At 60.8% G+C, this 18,959-nt stretch carries 12 protein-coding genes; 5 read left to right on the top strand and 7 right to left on the bottom strand.

Features of this window, described 5'->3' with window-relative positions:
• The first annotated feature begins 30 nt into the window (after positions 1–30).
• On the top strand, positions 31–1,650 hold the full coding sequence (locus NMA52_RS04580; protein ID WP_254826466.1) for a CRTAC1 family protein: 1,620 nt from the start codon (positions 31–33) through the stop codon (positions 1,648–1,650).
• Here the strand turns inward: NMA52_RS04580 and NMA52_RS04575 are convergent.
• On the bottom strand, positions 1,615–4,098 hold the full coding sequence (locus NMA52_RS04575) for a helix-turn-helix domain-containing protein (RefSeq protein WP_254826465.1): 2,484 nt from the start codon (positions 4,096–4,098) through the stop codon (positions 1,615–1,617). The genes NMA52_RS04580 and NMA52_RS04575 overlap by 36 nt on opposite strands.
• A gap of 153 nt (positions 4,099–4,251) precedes the next feature.
• On the opposite strand from NMA52_RS04575, the gene NMA52_RS04570 reads away from it, so the two are divergent.
• A complete protein-coding gene (locus NMA52_RS04570) occupies positions 4,252–5,940 on the top strand; it encodes an RluA family pseudouridine synthase (protein WP_254826464.1) in 1,689 nt (562 codons plus the stop codon).
• Positions 5,941–6,037: 97 nt separating this feature from the next.
• Positions 6,038–6,886 (top strand): hypothetical protein, encoded by an 849-nt coding sequence (locus NMA52_RS04565; protein WP_254826463.1) that lies wholly within the window; start codon positions 6,038–6,040, stop codon positions 6,884–6,886.
• Here the strand turns inward: NMA52_RS04565 and NMA52_RS04560 are convergent, their stop codons facing one another.
• From NMA52_RS04560 to NMA52_RS04545, 4 genes are read right to left on the bottom strand one after another with little or no spacing between them, the layout of a single operon-like run.
• The gene (locus NMA52_RS04560) at positions 6,887–7,933 is read right to left on the bottom strand and encodes a mandelate racemase/muconate lactonizing enzyme family protein (protein WP_254826462.1); all 1,047 of its coding nucleotides are present in this window, start codon (positions 7,931–7,933) and stop codon (positions 6,887–6,889) included. It lies immediately after the preceding gene.
• Positions 7,914–9,005 carry a DUF1611 domain-containing protein gene (locus NMA52_RS04555; RefSeq protein ID WP_254826461.1) on the bottom strand — a complete coding sequence of 364 codons (1,092 nt, stop codon included), beginning with the start codon at positions 9,003–9,005 and terminating at the stop codon, positions 7,914–7,916. Before NMA52_RS04555 ends, NMA52_RS04560 begins: the two co-directional genes overlap by 20 nt.
• A gap of 10 nt (positions 9,006–9,015) precedes the next feature.
• Positions 9,016–10,068, bottom strand: coding sequence for a pyridoxal-phosphate dependent enzyme (locus NMA52_RS04550; RefSeq protein ID WP_254826460.1), 1,053 nt, complete (start codon positions 10,066–10,068; stop codon positions 9,016–9,018).
• Positions 10,069–10,126: 58 nt separating this feature from the next.
• Entirely contained in the window at positions 10,127–11,764 is a 1,638-nt protein-coding gene (locus tag NMA52_RS04545; protein ID WP_254826459.1) for a glycoside hydrolase family 32 protein, read from the bottom strand.
• An 80-nt stretch (positions 11,765–11,844) separates the two neighbouring features.
• Between NMA52_RS04545 and NMA52_RS04540 the strand changes: the two genes are divergently transcribed.
• Positions 11,845–12,732, top strand: coding sequence for a dienelactone hydrolase family protein (locus NMA52_RS04540; RefSeq protein ID WP_254826458.1), 888 nt, complete (start codon positions 11,845–11,847; stop codon positions 12,730–12,732).
• Between the two features lie 57 nt (positions 12,733–12,789).
• On the opposite strand, the gene NMA52_RS04535 is transcribed toward NMA52_RS04540, so the two are convergent.
• Positions 12,790–13,257, bottom strand: a complete 468-nt coding sequence (locus NMA52_RS04535; RefSeq protein ID WP_254826457.1) for a sporulation protein — start codon at positions 13,255–13,257, stop codon at positions 12,790–12,792.
• Between the two features lie 75 nt (positions 13,258–13,332).
• Between NMA52_RS04535 and NMA52_RS04530 the strand changes: the two genes are divergently transcribed.
• On the top strand, positions 13,333–14,259 hold the full coding sequence (locus NMA52_RS04530; protein ID WP_254826456.1) for a DUF58 domain-containing protein: 927 nt from the start codon (positions 13,333–13,335) through the stop codon (positions 14,257–14,259).
• Here the strand turns inward: NMA52_RS04530 and NMA52_RS04525 are convergent.
• Positions 14,256–18,956, bottom strand: a complete 4,701-nt coding sequence (locus NMA52_RS04525) for a hypothetical protein (protein ID WP_254826455.1) — start codon at positions 18,954–18,956, stop codon at positions 14,256–14,258. The two genes, NMA52_RS04530 and NMA52_RS04525, sit on opposite strands and share 4 nt — an antisense overlap.
• Positions 18,957–18,959: the final 3 nt, after the last annotated feature.

Here is an 18,959-nt window from a genome sequence, read left to right as displayed (position 1 = left end):
GTGTTATGGTGGGTTCCCAGCACCGGGCAAATGCGATTTACCGATGTGACGGACACCGCGGGCGTACACCATCAGTTCCAGGTTTTCGAGGGGCTCTTCGGTGGTGGGGCCTGCGTGATCGATTTCGATCAGGATGGATTCGAGGACGTATACGTGACCGGTGGGCTGAACGACGACCAGTTGTTGAGGAACAACGGCGACGGTACCCTGACCGATGTACTGGAAGGGTCCGGACTCGAGCTCACCCGCCGGTTCGTGACCCAGGGCGTCGTCGCGGCCGACGTGAACCGGGACGGCTACCGCGATCTGTTCATCACCACCATTACCAGCCGGGACAGTCTGCAGATCATCCCCCGGGCCCGGAATCTGCTGTTCCTGGGCCAGGCGGATCACACCTTCCGCGACGCGACGGACGCATATGGACTAACGCCCCTGTACTCCTTCAGCACCGGTGGAAGTTTTGGCGATTTCAACCAGGACGGATGGCCGGACCTTTTCGTCGGAAATTACTTTCAGGAGTACGACGGTCACCTGAGCGAAATTAATGACGCCACCATCGTCAACGCCAACCGGACGGCCCATCCCTACTTATTACGCAATGAAGAAGGGTCGCGCTTCACCAACGTAGCGGAGGCCTACGGTCTGACCTTCCGCGGATTCGGATTCGGGGGCGTATTTACCGATTTCGATAACGACGGCGATCAGGACCTCTTCGTCAATCACGACTTCGGTTATAAGGCCACTCCCAACTTTCTAATGCGGAACGACTTTCCGGATGCATCCTTTACGGACGTCAGTGAAGAACGGGACATGGACCTGCGCATCAACGCGATGTCCGCGGCCGTGGGCGATTACAATGCGGACGGACTGCTGGACTACTTCGTGACCAACATTAAGTTCAACCGCTTTATGGTCGCTCAGGGAGAGGGCCTGGCCTACGACAATCGGATGAAGGAACTCGGCATGAACTACGTGTCCATCAGCTGGGGCGCGAACTTTGCCGACTTCGATCAAGACGGGGACCTGGATCTTTTCGTAGCTAACGGGGACCTGAATCCCAACTGCGTTCCGATGGCCAATTTCTACTTCGATAATGACGGCCGATCCTTCACCGAGCGCGGTCGGGAAGTCGGTCTCGGGGATTACGGTATTGGCCGCGGTTCGGTGACCTTCGATCTGGAGAACGACGGCGATCTCGATTTGCTCGTCGTGTGCCAAAACGCCGTGCTCGAAGGATACCCCGTCGCTTCCACCACCCGCTTATTCCGCAACGACGGGGATAAGGGTCACTGGCTGCAGGTAGTACTGCGGGGGACGAGCAGTGACCTCAACGGACTGGGCGCGCGGGTGACGGTCTTCTCCCGGGGTCGGAAAATGATCCGGGAGGTCGATGGAGGAGGATCGAGCCACCTGTCCCAGAGCACTCCCCGGCTGCATTTCGGTCTCGGTGATGCGGAACGGGCGGATTCGGTGCTCGTCACCTGGCCGGGTGGTCACGAGCAACTGCTGACCGACCAAGCCGCGGATCGTGTGCTGGAGATTACCGAACCCGTCCGTCCGGTGGGTGGCGGGTCGTCTCGGTGGTGGTGGATAGGCGCCGTTGTCGGGGTCGCGTTACTCCTCTCGGTTTTCTTCGTTCAACGTCGCTGAATGCTTGCGGCGATGCCACTCCCTTTCGGCGACGCGCAATTGGGAGTAGTCGAAGACTTCCCCGAAGTGGAGGTAGGCTTCCTTTAATCCCTCCGGCTCGTGGTTCTGAAAGTAGGGAGTAATCGTTTCCAGAGCTTCCGGACTAATGATTCGTTCTGCCGCTACCTCCCCGCTCATGATGTATCCAGCAAGATGATTAATGACGGTGGCTTCCCGCAGCTGTCGCGCGCGGGCAATCTCTTCCGGTTGCATTCCCTCCTGGAACAAGGCCAGGCTCACCTGGTCGCTGTTCCGTTTACCTCCCGTCAGATCGTCGAAACCGGATAGGGGCAGTACACCAGCGGTGTCGTTGCGATCGGTCGCCAGTTGCCGAGTCTCAGCGAATTTGGTCACCATATCCAGAATGGCGGCCCCGAATTCGGCGAAGCGCGATTTGCCGAAGCCTGGTACGGCCAGTAGGGACGCCTTCTGAGTGGGAAGGCGGGTGGCAATGCCCACCAGGACCTTCGTGGGGGCTACGGCATACGCGGCCCGCCCCCGCTCCTTGGCGGTACGGGCCCGCCATTCGACTAATGATCGGTAGAGTGCCGCGTGTTCCACTCCGGGTGGTAGGGCGACACGAGATGATGACTTGCGCCGGGACTGAAATTCCGCTTCCGCATCGGACCGTATCCGCACGAAGTCGGTAGTAGAGAACCCGCGTTCGAGCAGGCGGAACATCGATATTTTGGTGTAGATCTCCAGGCTGACGGCCTGTAAGCCTTCCTTCAGTGCCTTAGCAACCCGCTGGTTGTCGGTGCTAATGGTAATGGCTGCTAAATGAGTCTCCAGCTCCCGGAGCCGCGGTAAGAAATACCGGGCGGCATCCCGCAGACGCTGGTGGATCGCCGCATCCTCGCTCAGCAACTCCCCCTGCCGCGCACGTTTATTCAGCCGAGCGGTAAACGTGCGGCCCACACTCAGGCACTCGCTGTCGAGTCGCTCCCCGACGGTCCGGGCCACCGCGAGCCCGTCTCCCGGCAGAGTTTCCTCGTGCTCGAACAGTTGGCGAATCAATTGCATGGTAGACGTTCGCGCCCGTTCGAAGGAGAAGATTTCGGCCAGGCAGGACAACTCGTAAGCGGCACGGTCCGCCATCAGTTCCGTATGGGAGACCTTGTTTCTTTCGGCCCGGTCGGAGAAAGATTGAACGGTCACGTCGGTCTTGACGCTACGGTCGGCGATGCGGGTGCGCAGCGTAATGCCGGTGAAAGTTTTGCATCGACTGAGCGCGACGTACACCTGCCCGTGGGCAAAAGCATCGGCGGCGTCGATGACCACCCGGTCGAACGTAAGTCCCTGACTCTTATGAATGGTGATGGCCCAGGCTAGTCTCAGGGGGTGCTGGGTGTAGGTCCCTATCACCTCTTCCGTGATCTCCCGGCTCACCGGATCGACGGTATACTTGCGGTTTTCCCAGTCGACCGGCAGTACCTCGATAATCGGCTCCTCCCCGCAACGGACGGATATACTGTCCCCTTCGATGGCGACGATCCGTCCGATCTTTCCGTTGTAGTAGGCCTGAGCGGGACCGTCGTTCTTATTGAACATCACCTGTGCGCCTACCTTGAATTCCTGGTCGACCGCGTTGGGGTACATGGATTCCGGAAAGGTCCCGCTGATCTCCGCACGGTACGCCCTTGACGTTGCCGGGAGTTTTCCTAACTGATCGATGTTGATGCGGCGGGCGGCGGCGTTGTGGGACGTCAGGGTGATAAAACCGGAGTCATTATCGGGTTGGAAATCCGGGTGGTAGCGTTGGTTGAGCTCCGCCAGTACGGCGGGTGTCAGATCATCGTTCCGCACCCGGTTAAGCAGGGTAATGAACGCTTCATCGCGCTGCCGAAATATGTGACTGAGTTGAATGGTGCGGTAGCCGGCGGTTTGAAGCGCGCGGCTGGCGAAGAAGTAGGGGGTATCCCAGTGTTCCCGCATGTCGCGCTCCTCGTGGTCGCGCACCACGGGTGGCAACTGATGCAGATCCCCGATCATAAGCAGTTGCACTCCACCAAAGGGATCGGTAGACCGGCGGACTTTGCGCAGCACCGCATCGATGGCGTCGAGAACGTCCCCGCGGACCATACTGATCTCATCGATGATCAGCAGATCAAGTGCCTTGAGCACCCGCAGCTTCTCGCGGGAGAACCGTTTCTGCCGGAGTTCACTTTCGATGCGCTGCGGAGTAAGTACGCCGAAGGGCAACTGGAACTGGCTGTGAATGGTTACACCCCGGGCATTGATGGCGGCAACGCCGGTAGGAGCTACCACGACCATACGCTTGGTAACGTCCCGGCGCACTCGGTGGAGAAATGTCGTTTTCCCGGTACCGGCCTTACCGGTGAGGAAAAGGTGACGACCGGTAGATTGGACGTAGTCGAAAGCGAGGTCAAGTTCGGGAGTGGAAGCCATGCGGGATAAATTTAGCGGATAGTACGGTAGAACGGCCACCAAGAACCGGGTTGGCTGGCTATACACTCGTCAATTAGATGCATATAATCGAATTTAAACGTCTACGGACGGTATGTGCCGGAGCTTCCATCACCGTAGTATCTTTGCGCGCTGATGTTTGACCCCGCCCGTATCCTCCAGTCGCTGCCGGAGGGGATGCCCCCACCCCCACCCCGCTTCACCTTCCCGTTCCACTACCGCCCCCACCCCCTGGCGCTCGCGGCGGTCGAAGACCTTCAGTTGCACCTGGCCGACCCGAACCGCTCGTGGGAGCATCCCTTTGGAGTCCAGGCCGATCAGACGGGCGGCGGCGGAAAAATGTTCGGGGTGCTCATCGTGCGGCGGCCGGACGGCACACTCGCTTACCTAGCCGCCTACTCCGGGAAGTTGGCCGACTCAAATCACTTACCCGGTTTCGTTCCGCCGGTGTTCGACCTCCTGATCGAGGACGGTTTCTACAAGCTAGGAGAATCCGAAATTAACGAAGTGACCCAGGACATCGATCGCTTGCGCGCATGTCCGGATTTTCGTGACGCCCGCCTCGCTTACGAGCAGGCGGTATCGCACGCCGAGTCGTCGCTCCGCGACGAGCGACAACGCCTGAAGAACGCCAAGCACGCGCGCCGCGAGCGACGGGCGTCGGTGGCCGGTCATCCGGAAGCTGAACGTAGCGCGCTTGAGCGGGAACTGTCCGCGGAAAGCATACGCCTCAGTTACGGACTGAAGGATCTGAAGCGGGCACTGGAACACCAGGTTAAAATCAAAAAGGAAAAGCTGGAGGAGTACACCACCCGCCTCGAAGCGCTGGTTGCCCGGCGTGCGGAGATGTCGGCCGATCTACAACAACGAATTTTTGCGCGGTACAGCTTCCTGAATGCCCGGTGTGAAGAGCGGGATCTCAACGCCATATTCGCGCCGACCGTCTTCGGCGTCCCGCCCGCCGGCGCGGGTGAGTGCGCCGCCCCGAAGCTACTGCAGTACGCTTACCTCCACGCACTGGAGCCGGTAACGATGGCCGAGTTCTGGTGGGGACAGTCTCCCGATTCGGAGATTCGGAAGCACGGCCACTTTTACCCTGCCTGCCGTGGGAAGTGCGAACCCATCCTCGGCCACATGTTGAACGGGTTGGACGTGGACCCCAACCCCATGTTGGAGAACCCGGCCATCGGTAAGTCCTTAGAAATCCTGTACGAGGATGATATGCTGCTCGTCGTAAACAAGCCGGCCGAATTTCTGTCCGTCCCCGGCAAACACATCGAAGACTCCGTCTACTCCCGCATCCGCAAGCTTTATCCCGAAGCTACGGGGCCACTCATCGTTCACCGGCTGGATATGTCCACGAGCGGCCTGATGCTCGTCACGAAGACCAAGGAGGCGCATAAGCTCCTGCAACGGCAGTTCTTCCGCCGCTCGGTCCGCAAACGTTACGTTGCCCGGCTCCGCGGAGAAGTGGCCGGCGACAGCGGAACGATTGATCTTCCCCTGCGCGGTGACCTGACGGACCGACCGCGTCAGATCGTCTGCGGTGAATACGGAAAGCCGGCGCGCAGTACCTGGCAAGTCATCGAGCGGTCCCCCGGAAGAACGTTAGTACACCTCTGGCCGGTGACCGGCAGAACCCACCAGTTGCGGGTGCACGCCGCCCACCCCGCCGGTCTCAACTGCCCGATCGAAGGCGACGATCTCTACGGTCAGTCCGGCGACCGACTCCACCTGCACGCCGAGGCCATCGCCTTCGTACACCCCGCAACGAAAGAACCCCTTAGCTTCGAGGTGAGGGAACGATTCCCAGACGTATCGTGAGCCGGTCATTCCGTTTCCAACCCTTGGTGAGAAATGATTCCGAACAACCCACCCGAGAAGTGGGATACACTGGAATGATGATCATACTTCCGACCCCATGAAATTTGTATACATCTACCTATGTCTGTCTTGCTTAATACTCTGTGCCTGCGAAGACGAAATTGCGGAGGGAAGGGCGCTGTGGGACCAAACCGTAACGTCGCGGGTCGACGGTCAGGAACCAGCGATGGCCGACGTAGACCCTGAGTTCCTGGAAACCCTCGACGCCCACGGGGGACTCGGACGGTGGCGGGCATTCACCGCGGTGTCTTTTCTGCTCAGAGACTTTCCGACTGGTGATGGCGAGCGCACGCTGGCCGACTTTCACCGCGTAGATCTCCGCACCCGTAATCAGAACATCGAGGGCGAAAATTACCGGATCGTTTCGCGTGGCGACAGTACCTGGATCAGCCCCGGGGTGGCGGTAACCGGCATCCCACCGCGTATGTACAACAACGCTTCCTTCTACCTCTTTGGCATGCCCTTTGTATTCGGGGACCCAGGTCTATCCGTCGAACACGCCGGCACTACCACGTTCAGGTCCGAAACCCTGGAGCAATTCGACGTGACGGTGCCCGATGACACGGGTGACGGCGGCAACGATTACCGGATTTACGTGGACCCGCAAACCCACCAACTGCGGTACGGGGCCTGGACCGTTTCCTACCCCGCAGTAGCCGATCTGGAATTGCACCAGGTGGCCCGCTTCGACGACTGGCAGACGGTTAATGGCATGCTGGTACCGGCTGCAATCACACTGTTCACCAAGGAAGGTGAAGAACCTACGGCGGATACTCCGGGTGCGCCCATTTACTTCGAACGCGTGGCGTTCAGTGATAGGGCCTTTAGTGCATCCATCTTCGAGCGGCCGCCGGGTACCGTGGCCGATCGGTCTCACCTACGGTGATCAACACCCCAGCCCCGGTTTTCCGTTGGGACGAAGCACCCCTTTCTCTAAGGTGAACAGGTGGCCGAAGGGATCGTGGCGAAAATCCAGGTGACCGTCCAAATCGGCAAACGCGATATTAGGCCGGCTCAGGGCGAAGTGCAGTCCCGTAGCAATGCCCATCCCGCACTCATCCAGACAACCCACCATTACGTCGTTTGCCGCCGACTTCGCTACCGAGTTGATGTGCAGGGCCGGCCAGATTCCGCCGACCTTCTGCAATTTGATGTTGATCATGTCCGTCAGCTCGTGTTGGCTCAGGCGGAAAGCATCGGCCAGGGTTTTCAGGCTTTCGTCGGCCATCACGGCGATGGGAGAGTCGCGGGTGAGGGTTCCCATGACGGCCTCCTCGTTTATACTGGTCGGTTGCTCCAGGATTTCGATCCCGATCGGTTGCGCCGCGCTGATGAAACTGAGGGCTTGCTCCAGGGAATAGCCCTGGTTGCCGTCGAAGCGAAGCTTGACCTTTGGATAGGCCTTACGAATCATTTTAAGCCGCGAAATATCCTCCCGGTAATCCAGTCCACCCTTCACCTTGATGATGCCGAACCCCCGGTCGACGTACTCGCGGGCTTTAGCCATGGTGTCAGCCTCGGAAAGTATACCAATGGTGATGCTGGTGGCGATCTCGGAACGGTATCCTCCCAGGAATTCGTACAGGGGCACGCCCGCGCGCTTGGCCACGAGATCGTACAGGGCGGCGTCAACCATGGCCAGGGCCGAGCTCTTCAGGACCAGCCGCAACTCCTCCAGCAGGCGGGCGAAGTGAAAAGGATTCTGCCCCAGGAGGGCGGGCGTGATGACCTCGGTGATGGCGCGCTCCACGTCCACCGCCAGCTCATCCGTAACCACCAGGTCGGGAGCGGCACAACCGCAACCGGTCAGTCCGCCATCCGTGACCAGTCGCAGAACGAAATTCGTCGCCGAACCAATCGTTTGGTAAGCAATGGTGTAGGGTTCGGTAAGCTCTAGCTCGTACCGTTGGTACTCAACGTGGGTGATGCGCATGCGGCGAAGGTAGCTTGCCGGCGATCAACCGCACGAGTTCCTCACTTCCGTTAGCGAGCACATCGAAGCACGGCAGACCGGTTTCCTCGCTTACCGCCCGACAGGCCTCGTCGATCTTGTCCGGCGGAATGCCTTCGTGGTTCAGGGTGACGGCGATAACGTCACGCCCCGACACCACTTTGATGGCCCGGATCTGCTCCGGCAGGGGATGCAGGGCGTAACCCGGAAATCCGTCGTACTCCTTCCGGGTGGGTGCGTGCTGCAGGATCACGAAGTCGGGTCGACCCGCTGCCAGGATTTCGAATCCGCCGGGGTACGCCGGGTTCATCAACGATCCCTGACCCTCGATCACAATCGCGTCGGGCCGCTCGTGGCGGTAGGCACTGACTACGGCGTGCTCGATTTCTCCCGACACGAAGTCGTTGATGCAGCTGTCCATGATCATGCTATACTTCGCCCCCTGCATCCAGCCGGTCTGGCCGGTGCCGATCATCTGGGCTCGGTAGCCGGCGGCTTCCAGGCCGTGTACGATCAGCCAGGCCGTGGTCCGCTTACCGATGGCACTATCCGTGCCGAGCACCGCGAGTTTAAGGCAGTCGACTTCCTCAATATCTCCGGTGAAAAAGTGAAGTTGATCGCGGTCGGGCGTTTTACGCACGTCGCGTATCCGGACTCCCCGTTCCCGGGCCGCGGCCGCTAGCGTAGCATCGTTGGAGATGAAGTCGTGCAAACCGCTGTCAATGTGGAGGCCGGCGGCAATAGCCTCACCCACCGCTTCCCGCCCAGCCGCGGGCAGTCGACCACCGTCCGGTGCCAGGCCGATCACGAAATATTCCGGCCGTTCGGACAACTGGTCCAGCGCCTCGGGCAGGTTACCGAAGATCGGAATACCGTTGGGGCGGCCGTCTAGCACCTGACCGCTGTCCTGACCGCGGTAGCGGTCGTCGATGATGCCAAGCACGGTGTAGCGGCGGGTGAAGCGCGCCAGACCGTGGGCAGTTTTTCCGTTGGGGGTATTGAAGGCACCCTGGGCGTATACGATGGCCTTACCATCAAGGGGAGTCGTACTCATAGGAGGAATATCATCTTTTGGCCGTCAGAACGGCAACACTTATTTCATGGGGTTGACCCGGCAGCTCCAGCAGGGCGATGAGCCCGGCCGTCGATGCCGGTAATACCTGTAGGGCTTCTTTACTGCTCAGGTAGGCCGACATCTTGCGCATTTTCTCGTCCGATACGTGGCGGGCATCGCCACCGCTGCGGTATAGTGCATCGAGAGCTTCCTGACCGTCAAAGCTGTGCCAGTTGATCAGCGGTTCATTGATCGTGGTTTCCCGGATCTGTTCAGGAAGTAAATCGTTGCACGTGGGGCTACCCGCCAAGAAGGAAGTCACGATGGGGTTCTTGTGGGTGGAGGAAGCGGCCACCAGCCGGGGCACCGCGGTAATCAGTCCCCGTTTCCGAAGGTCCTCGAACCCGTGGTGGATCCCCGCCAGCAGCGTCCCGTTCGATACCGGCACGGCTACGGTCGCGGGAGCAGAACCGAGATCGCGGTAGATTTCGTGTGCGATCTCGGCGTATGCCCCCAGTTGCAGGGCGGTATTTTGCTTACCGGGATTCGCGTCATACCATCCCCGGCGGCGCGCTTCCTCGCTGCTGCGGGCTACGACGTCTTCGTAGGTGCCCGGGGGGCGGTGCAACCGTCCGCCCAGTTCCTCCATCTCCCCCAGACGCTTGGTGTGGTACCCGGCGGGTACGAAAATCTCACAACGCAGCCCGGCGAGTTTGGCCGCCAGGGCCACCGCCACCCCGTAGTTACCGCAGGTCGCGTAGGCGATGGTTTGAAGACCACGTTGCACGGCGTCAAGAACGTGGGCGAAGGCGATACGGTCCTTCTGGGTGCCGGTAGGATTATCCCCCTCGAACTTCAGGTAAATATCGCCGCGGGCGAAGTCGCGCTCCAGTCCCCGCGAACGGCGCATCCAGGTATCCCCGACCTCGGAGGCGATGACGCGCGCAAAGGCCGCCGCCCGCCGTTGTCGGTCCTCCGCCGGGTCGCTGCTGATGCTGGCTTCCTCTCGTGCTACGGAGGAAACGGTGTTACTGGCCGATCGTACGGCGTCTCTCAGGGTCATAGTTTGCGATCTCATGGGTAAAACCACGAACGCGAAGGAACGTTTGGCGCGGGCGCCCTTATTGATCGCTTCCCCCCCAGATGGATCCCAGTCGGTGAGCCGTTCCGCCGAGAAATGCCACCCCGTTCTCCGTACCGTATACGCGCAATTCCGTCAGTGCCCGCTCGGGAAAGAATATTTCCGTCATAACGGTCGCGCCCCCATCGGCGAACAGTTCGGCGGAGGCAACGTCCAGGTAAAGGTAGAGGCGGACCGTGTCGCCCGTAGCCAGGCGGGGAGCCTGGGCGATCGTCGCGTCGAACTTGTCGGAGAAGTTGGTGGCTCCGGCCCGGGTGCGGTCGCTGTAGTAAGCGTTCTTCGTCCCGTCGTACCCGATCCGGTAGCGGTCGCCATGGTCGTTGAATAGCTCAACGCCAAAGTCGGCTTGCCTTCCTTCCGTCAATAGGAACGACAGTTCCAGTTCGGCCAGCGGGGGGGATGCGGGCGCGGACGCGGGTCCCGTAAAGTTACCGGAGAGCAGCGTATCGCGGGCTGCCACCGGAAAGCTTTCCCGCCGCAGATCGTGCAGTTCCCGTACGGGCTGGGAATACACGCGGTACCCCGCCTCCGTCCGGTGCAGGGTCAGCCTACGGAGAAGGGTCGTGGCGCTCCGCCACTTCTCGGTGGGCACGAGGTTGGCGTAATCCCAGTTGCTCATCCAGCCGATGAAGAGCCTGCGTCCGTCCTCCGCGGGGACGTTCGACCAGGTGACCCCGGCGTAGTTGTCGCGGCCGTGGTCGAGCCACACGGCCCGTTCCCCGGTCACGTCACGGGCAAATCGGGGGTCGATGGTGAAGGTCTTTCCGTCGAAGTCGCCCACGTAGTAAGCCGTTCCCGACCCGCCGTTGGGCCCGCCGGGGTTGATGTTCTGGATGGCTACCCACTTCGTTTCTCCCGTCTCCTCGACCGTCATGGGAAAGAGATCGGGACACTCCCACACCCCGGCGTGGGTCCCGTACTGCCGGCCGAACTCGCTGAGGTAGGTCCAGTTTTTCAAATCCGGAGAGCCGTAGAACTGCAGGCGATCCCGGGCGGCCAGCACCATGACCCAACTTTCGGAATCCGCATGCCAGATGACCTTCGGGTCCCGGAAGTCGCGCTGGTCTCCCGGATTGGGGATGACCGGGTTACCGGCGTACTTCGTCCAGCTGCGACCCCGGTCGAGACTGTAGGCGATGGCCTGGGATTCGACGTCGGTGGCGCCGGCCCGGGCCTTTTCGGGGTCGTGGTAGGTAAAGATGGCTACCATCGGGGCCTGTCCGCCCGTCCCGAATCCGCTGGTGTTGTCGTGATCGATGACGGCGCTGCCGGAAAAAATATAGCCCAGCGAATCCGGGTACAGGGCGATCGGGAGCTCCTCCCAGCGTACCAAATCCTCGCTTACGGCGTGCCCCCAGTGCATGGGGCCCCAGACGGTGCTGTCGGGATAGTACTGATAAAACAGGTGGTACTCCCCGTCCAGGTACACCATACCGTTCGGGTCGTTCATCCAGTTGGCCCGGGGCGTGAAGTGAAACTGCGGCCGGTAGGCATCCTGGTAATTGCTCGCTACGGACGTCGCCGCTCCGGTGGCTGGATCGCCCGCTTCGGGTCGGGCACAGCCGGATAGGCACGCAATCAGGGCAGCGGGAAGGAGGTAGTAGAAAAGTTTGTGCATATATTAGGGGAACTAGAGTACCGCCAAAAAGATCGGTCACAAACGGCGGCAGACCAAATGCCCTAAAATCACCCGCATCCATGCCCAAGATCAACAAGGACCACCTGAACCCGGAAGTGTACCGCCTCTTCGACCGCTACGTGCACAGCCAGATCGAGCGGCGGGAATTCATCGAACGCATCGGAGCCTACGCCGTCGGTGGCCTGACTGTCGCCGGCATCCTCGATTTTCTGCAGCCGAAATACGCGACCGCGGTCCAGGTGCCCGTCGATGATCCGCGCATTTCCTCCGAGTACATCACTTACTCCTCGCCCGACGGCGGCGGGGAAATTCGTGCCCTGCTCGTCCGACCGGCGGAAGCGGAGGGCCCGACGGGTGGCGTGCTGGTGGTCCACGAGAACCGGGGCCTCAATCCCCACATCGAGGACGTGGCCCGCCGCGCCGCCCTCGCCGGCTTCACGGCCCTGGCCCCGGACGCACTCACTCCGCTAGGTGGCTACCCCGGCAACGACGACGATGGGCGTGCGCTGCAACGACAACGCGACCGCGACGAAATGCTCGAGGATTTTATCGCCGGCTACGGCTACCTGCGCCGGCATTCCGGGGTTAACGGTAAGGTAGGGGTAGTCGGATTCTGCTTCGGGGGGGCTATTGCAAACGCCATGGCGGTCCGCTTGCCCGAACTAGCCGCGGCCGTCCCCTTCTACGGCGGCCAGGCCGACGCGGCGGAAGTGCCCGGCATCACCGCGCCCCTACAGCTGCACTACGCCGGACTCGACGAGCGGGTGAACGCCGGCTGGCCCGCCTACGCCAAGGCACTGATCGAAAACGATAAACAGCATTCCGCTCACGTATACGCCGGCGTGCAGCACGGCTTCCACAACGATACCACGCCCCGTTACGACGAGAAAGCCGCACAGCTGGCGTGGTCACGCACCGTGGAATTCTTTCGCCACTACCTGAGTTGATCGCTCTTCTACCGTGGTGCACCGCACCCGCGCGCCGCCGCCGCCCTACTGCCCCGCTTAGGCTTCCCTGAGAATTTGTTTGTCGAAGGGGTTCAGACCTACGCCCTGTACCTGGGCCTCCGCCTCGATGCGGTATTCCGACTGCACGCCGCGCAATTTCTTCGCCGCCCAGGCCAGGCCGCCGTAAAAGACGTTTTTACTACCGAAGTTGTCGACGGGGGAATTGACCGGTGTGAAGGATATTCGAAAGTTGACCTCCACGGGGATTCCCTCCGCGGGCACGTCGATAAGGTCGGTGATCACCTGTCGGCCCAGTTCGTACTCGTCGACCAGCTGGTCGTCGTCCTTACCGCGGGCGTACTTTTCCACCATAACCACTTTGATGGCGGATACGCGCTGGGCGTGCTTGCTCGTGAGCCGGATCGTACCGGCCAGACTGCCCTGCCGGGGGTGAAATTCGGGCGGCAGGAGCAACTCCAGTTTGACGCCTTCGATCCCGAGCCACTGTTTTACTTTTCCTAACATGATCCGAAGTTAGTCGCGGAAACGTTTACCTTCCGTTCTATTCGACCAACGCCCCACGGGGACTTAAGTTAAGCCATGCAGCTCATTACCAACGACCAAGTACGCAATCTGGGCAACCTCGAATTGCTCGCGCGCCAGGTGGTGGAGGGCTTCATCATCGGGCTCCACAAAAGCCCCTTCCACGGATTTAGCGTCGAGTTCGCCGAACACCGCATCTACAACCAGGGGGAACCGACCCGCAACATCGACTGGAAGGTCTTCGCCCGCACCGACAAGATGTACACCAAGCGGTACGAGGAGGAAACCAACCTCCGCTGCCAGATCGTGGTCGATACCAGCTCCAGCATGTACTTTCCGGAGGTGACTCGCCAATCGGAGGACCACGTCAATAAGATCCGCTTCAGCGCGCTGGCCGCCGCCAGCCTCATGAACCTGCTCATGCGGCAGCGCGACGCTTTCGGACTCACCTTCTTCAACGAGGGTGTCGACGTGCACACCCGCCCCAAATCGAGCACCACCCATTACCGACTGCTGCTGACCTACCTCCAACAGCAACTCGACCGGCCGACCCACGACGTGAAGACCGCCGCGGCCGGAGCCCTCCACCAGATCGCCGACAGCATTCACCGGCGGTCGCTGGTGGTGATCTTCAGCGATATGTTTGACGACACGGAGCGGGAGGAGGACCTCTTCGCCGCGCTGCAGCACCTGAAGCACGCCAAACACGAGGTCGTGCTCTTCCATACCGTCGACAAGCAACGCGAGATCGACTTCGAATTCGAAGATCGGCCCTACGAGTTCGTCGACATGGAGAGCGGCGAACGGGTAAAGGTCCAGCCCAATCAGGTAAAGGAGTACTACGTCCAGCAGGTAGCGGCTTACCAGGAGCGGCTGCGGTTGAAGTGCCTGCAGTATAAGATCGACTACGTAGAGGCGGACATCAACGCCGGTTTCCGCCCCATTCTGCAGCAGTACCTCGTGAAGCGCGCGCGGATGCGCTAGTCCACCGTCTCGAAGGCTGCCTGAGCCCGCCGCAGAAAGGTCTGGGCCGTTCCGGGGGTCACTTCGAGGATCTCGTAGGTCTGTCCGTCTTCCATCTCCAGGACCACGTCCTTCGGCTTGAGTTCGCGGAAGGCGTTCATGAAGCTGTTGTTGTTGCTTACGAGGTTGAGGATACCGTCCTTGAACCCGAAGAAATAGTAAGTCTCACTGGGCGACTTGATGAACAAGTACAGCCGGTCGTCGCCGCCGGTCGTCATCTTCACCTCCAGGTAGGATTCGATGCGCCTGCTGACGCCCTGCCCCCCGATCGATGCTAGCCCGTTGAGGGTTTCGGTGGAAACGAACGACTGGTAATCGGTGTTCCAGCGCATCTTCATATCCGAGAACAGGAAGGTGTGGCGGTTAATGGTCGGAGGGAGGTCGACGGCATCGGCGGCCAGTCCGGCCAGGGCGCGCTCGCGATCCGGTCCGGCGGGAAAGAGGGCATTAATGCCCGCCGTGGCGAAGGGTACCCGGGCGTTAATGCCCAGCGGAGCGGCGCTGTACCCCCCGGAGATGATGTCGGTGGCCATGATCTGCACGAGTCGTTCGGGCAGGATCAGGTCGATCACGGCCATCAGTTCGACGTTGGTTTCCGGGTAGATCTCGGCTTCGGGCGCATCGACCGTGAGACTCAGTTCGGTGACGTCCGTAGCCGGCGCGTCTTCGGTCTCTTCCTCCAGCAGGAACATGTTGTCGGTCAGGGTCTCGGGCGCCTCGGCTACGCCGGTGGAGTCGGCGGCGGCGGGTTCCTCGGTCAGGCTTACCATATCCTCCTCCTCTGGCGGGGCCACCTGTTCAGGCAGTTGCATGGCGATGTTCCCGTAGCTGCGCATGCCGATGTACTTGAGCCGGCCGCCGATCCCCAGCTCTCCGTCGCCGGAGATCAGGCCGGATTCCGTATCGTAGATCATCAAATTGCCCGGGGCGGAAGCTTCCGGACGCGCAACCCGTACACTGTCTCCGAAGAGAAAACGCTTGCCGTCTTCATCGTAGGTAAATACCCCCTCGGCGGCCAGAATGGGATGATCCACCCGGCGGTGCAGAGTCTGAATGAGGCTGGGATACACGTGGCGTTCGGGTTTGCTGAGGTAGAAACCGGTGTTGAGCGGTTTTCCGTCGCGCCCCTGAACCCCGTCCGTGTTCAGAATAAGATTAGTCTTGTCCGCCTCGCTTGCTACGACGAACCACTCGGCGGCGGCCAGTTTTTCGTCCTCGATCCGGGCGTAGCCGTCGAAGGCCAGGGCGGCACTTCCGGCATCCAGGCTGATCGTCCCGTGGAACAGGGTCTTGTCGTCGATGTAGAAGGTCTCATCTTCGGCAATCTGCCCCTCCGCGCGGGTCGCGGTGGCCTTTTCGGACTGCAAGCCCTTACCGACGCGGGTGCCGACAATGTTCTGCAGTTCAAATTCTTGCGTATGGGGACCTACTTTATACTCGTAGTAGCCGGAGGCGGTGTACTCCTTGCGCCCGGCAATGTCGACCGTGGCCCGATTGATCACGTGGTACTGATTCAGGGTGTCGGCCACGATACGGGCACCGGTCAGCTGGGCGATGCGGGCGCCGGGTTGTACCACGAGTGTACTGTCGGCGGGATAGATTTTGGCGTCGGCGCTGATCACGAAGGGGACACCCCCTACCGTGAGCTCGCTGGCCAGGTTGTCGTAGACAGCGGAGTTGCCCGTAAAGGTGAGGCTGTCCTGGTCGGGATTGATGCTCGTAAAGCGGTCCTTACCGGCCCGGGTTTCGAAGGTGATGTTACCGTTTTCCATGTCCCAGTCGAAGCGATCGCTGCTGGTCAGGTACTCGATGTAGGGTAATTCGGTCGCCAGTTCGCTGCCGTTATTTCGGAAGGTGGCCCGGTTGGCCGCGTAGTCAACTTCCGCGGCGACGTTCCTGGTCTGCAGGGCGATCTCGCCGGCGTTCTGCTGACTCTTGATGGCAACGGTAGCCGTATCCGCCATGGCCTGATCGGCTCCGAAACTAAAATAGTCGCTCTCAATGCGGGCCTGGGACCAGTCCAGCGTACCGCTTCCTTGCAGGGCGGTCGGCGTCAGGACCAGGGTACCGTCGAAGCTGCGGTCGGCGTCACCGTAGAGGGTGAAGTCGGCCCCTTCGGCCGGCACTACCACCAGGGAATCGCCGTAGGGCCGGAAGGTCACGTTGACCCGCGATCCTTCCACCTGGGGTACGCTGCGTTCGTCGGTCACCGTCCGGTTGAGTATGAAGGACTCCGAGGTGGTGGTTGTACTGTCGACGCCGAAGCGGATGTCGTCGCTGGTGATTTCGGCTTCCAGATAGTTTAGGGTCCCCTTTCCCGCGAGTCCGCTGTTGTTCAGGGTCACCTGGCCGCTGTAGGTGCCGCGATCGCCGTAGGCCGAAGCCCCCAGACTGTCGGTGGTTCCGATGAAGCCCAGGCTGCCGTCGTCCTGCACGCTCAGGGTTTGTTCCATGCGGGGAAAAATGCCGCCGCTCACCAGTTCGCCCCGGAGCCCGAGATTCATCTCCGTCAGGCTGTCAAGATTGTTGAGGCTGAACGGGGCCAGTTCGAAGTAGAAGCTGTCGCGGGAGTACAGGGAGTTCGTATCCGCCCGGTCGTAGTAGATGTAGCTGGGTCCGCGAGTCTGGAGGGAGGGGAAGTAGGCGATGTCCTCCGCGCCGCTCTTGTTCTTGGGGGCATCGATGAGCAGGTAGCCGCTCACGTCTTCGATCCGGCTGGCGGTGGACAGTTTCCGGGCACCTTCCTTCACTTCTCCTCCTTCGGGAAGGAAAAGGTCGATGTAGTCAACGGAGTCGAACTGAATGTAGTAGGGATCGTAGCGGAAGTGAAAGTCACTTCCCGAAAGAATGGCCGCGCCCGCGTAGACCTGTCCGCCGAAATCCAGGTTGCGGTCACCGACGATGCTTACCTGTTCGGCGTAGGGCTTGATGGCAATCTGCTTACGCGCGTTGAGTTGCAGCGGTTGCACGCCGTCCACGCGGATCGTCCCCCCCTTTAGGTCGATGAAGGCGTTCTCTACGGTGGTTTGACTGATCAACCGCAGGCGATCGTAGTCCTTGGCCTCCCGTTCGGAAAGCACGAAGTGCGCCAGTTTGGGCTTGACGGCAATCTTGCCCGACTCGCCGTCGTAGCTCAGGAATCCGCGATCCTGGAGATCGAAAATCACCGATTCGATGTCCTTTCCCGTCAGATCGGGCCGAAACTGGGTGGCCAGGCTCTGGATATTGATCGTATCCCCGCCGTCGTACAGGGACGACTGGTAGCGGTAGATGACTTCCAGGGGGTTGAAGCCGGACAGCGCTTGGATCTGCTGGTAATCGCGGCTGCTGAAGAAGTTTTCGCTCTCAAAAATGACATCCCCCTTCTCCTGAAAACTCACCGTGCGACGACCCACGACGGCGCTGTCGCGGTCCAGGTACACACTGATGTTGTTGGCGTCGATATTGAAGCGGTTCCCGCTGTGGTAAAAGGGCAGTCGATCGGAACTCGACTGCGTACGGTTGAGCGATACGGACCGCGCGGGCACGTCCACGTCGATGCTGATGCTCGGGTGGTAGAGGCTGTCCTGACCGAAGAAGACCGTCAGGTCGACTTTCTGCGCCGTGATCCGCTTGGCGGGTTCGAGAATGAACTGTTTGCTGAGGCCACGCACTTTCCGGCCGTCCTGACCGTCGTCGATGTTGAGGGTCACGACCGCGCGGCGGCCCGCGTCGCTGAGGGCGTACACCCGGCTGGCCCGTAGTTCGAAGTTGCCGCGGAGGCTCATTCCCTCTCCGATATCGTTGATGTCGACGTAGCCGTTCGTGCTCTCGAACGAGGGTACGTCGCCGGCGGGGCGCGCACCTCCCGACTGCAGACGGTCCTTGAAACGTCCGTACAGGATGCGGTCACCGAAGTAGGCCGGGTACTGGAACTGGGCGGAGTCCGAAGTCAGCAACTCCCGGTCCGCGTCAAAGCGGTAATCCACCAGGCGTACGAAGACCTCGCTCGGCAGTCCGACCCGGCGCCAGTCGGTACGTCCCCCCTTCCCCGTGACGGCGCCCTTACCGAGATCGACGTGGAGCTGGGTTTCCTGAATGGCGATGCTGTCCCCCGTCGTACTGCCGAGCAATTGGTGAACGGTATCGATGCGCAGAACCGGTGCTCCGGAGTACGTGAAGTGAGGCTTTCCACCGGCCACCTTCCAGCCGTGGGGGCCGGGTTTGGTGTCCAGACGGCCGGATTCCAGATAGACCAGCGCGTTGGCCATGGCGTTGTTGAGTTCGGCCACCGACACTTCGGGCTGAGCCAGGGCTTCCCCGAGCATATCGTGAAAATCCCGGAACAGCAACTGTCGTTCCTTTTCCTTCCCCTGCAGGAAGGCGTGAACGTCAAGATAATTGGCGATGCCCCGGTCACTCTGTAGTTTCAGCGCGGCCAGCTTGACCGTCGTAGCGACGATACGTTGCTGCTGTTCCGCGGTAAAGCCGCCCCCGTGCAGTACTCCGGTGAAGTTGGCGTAGGCATCCCTGGCCCGGTTGTTGCGGGTGGCCGTCATGAAAGTTTGCAACTCCCCCTCGAAGGCCACCAGGCTTGTATCCGGCGACAGTTCCGCGAGCTGGGCCCGGGTGGTCGAGGCGACTCCTACGAGCAGGAGGAATAAAAAGAGTAGACGCATATT

The sequence above is a fragment of the Lewinella sp. JB7 genome, from assembly GCF_024297185.1.
Lineage (GTDB): Bacteria > Bacteroidota > Bacteroidia > Chitinophagales > Saprospiraceae > Neolewinella.
The sequence above is the reverse complement of the archived record's forward strand: the minus strand, read 5'-3'. Positions and strand labels throughout refer to the sequence as shown.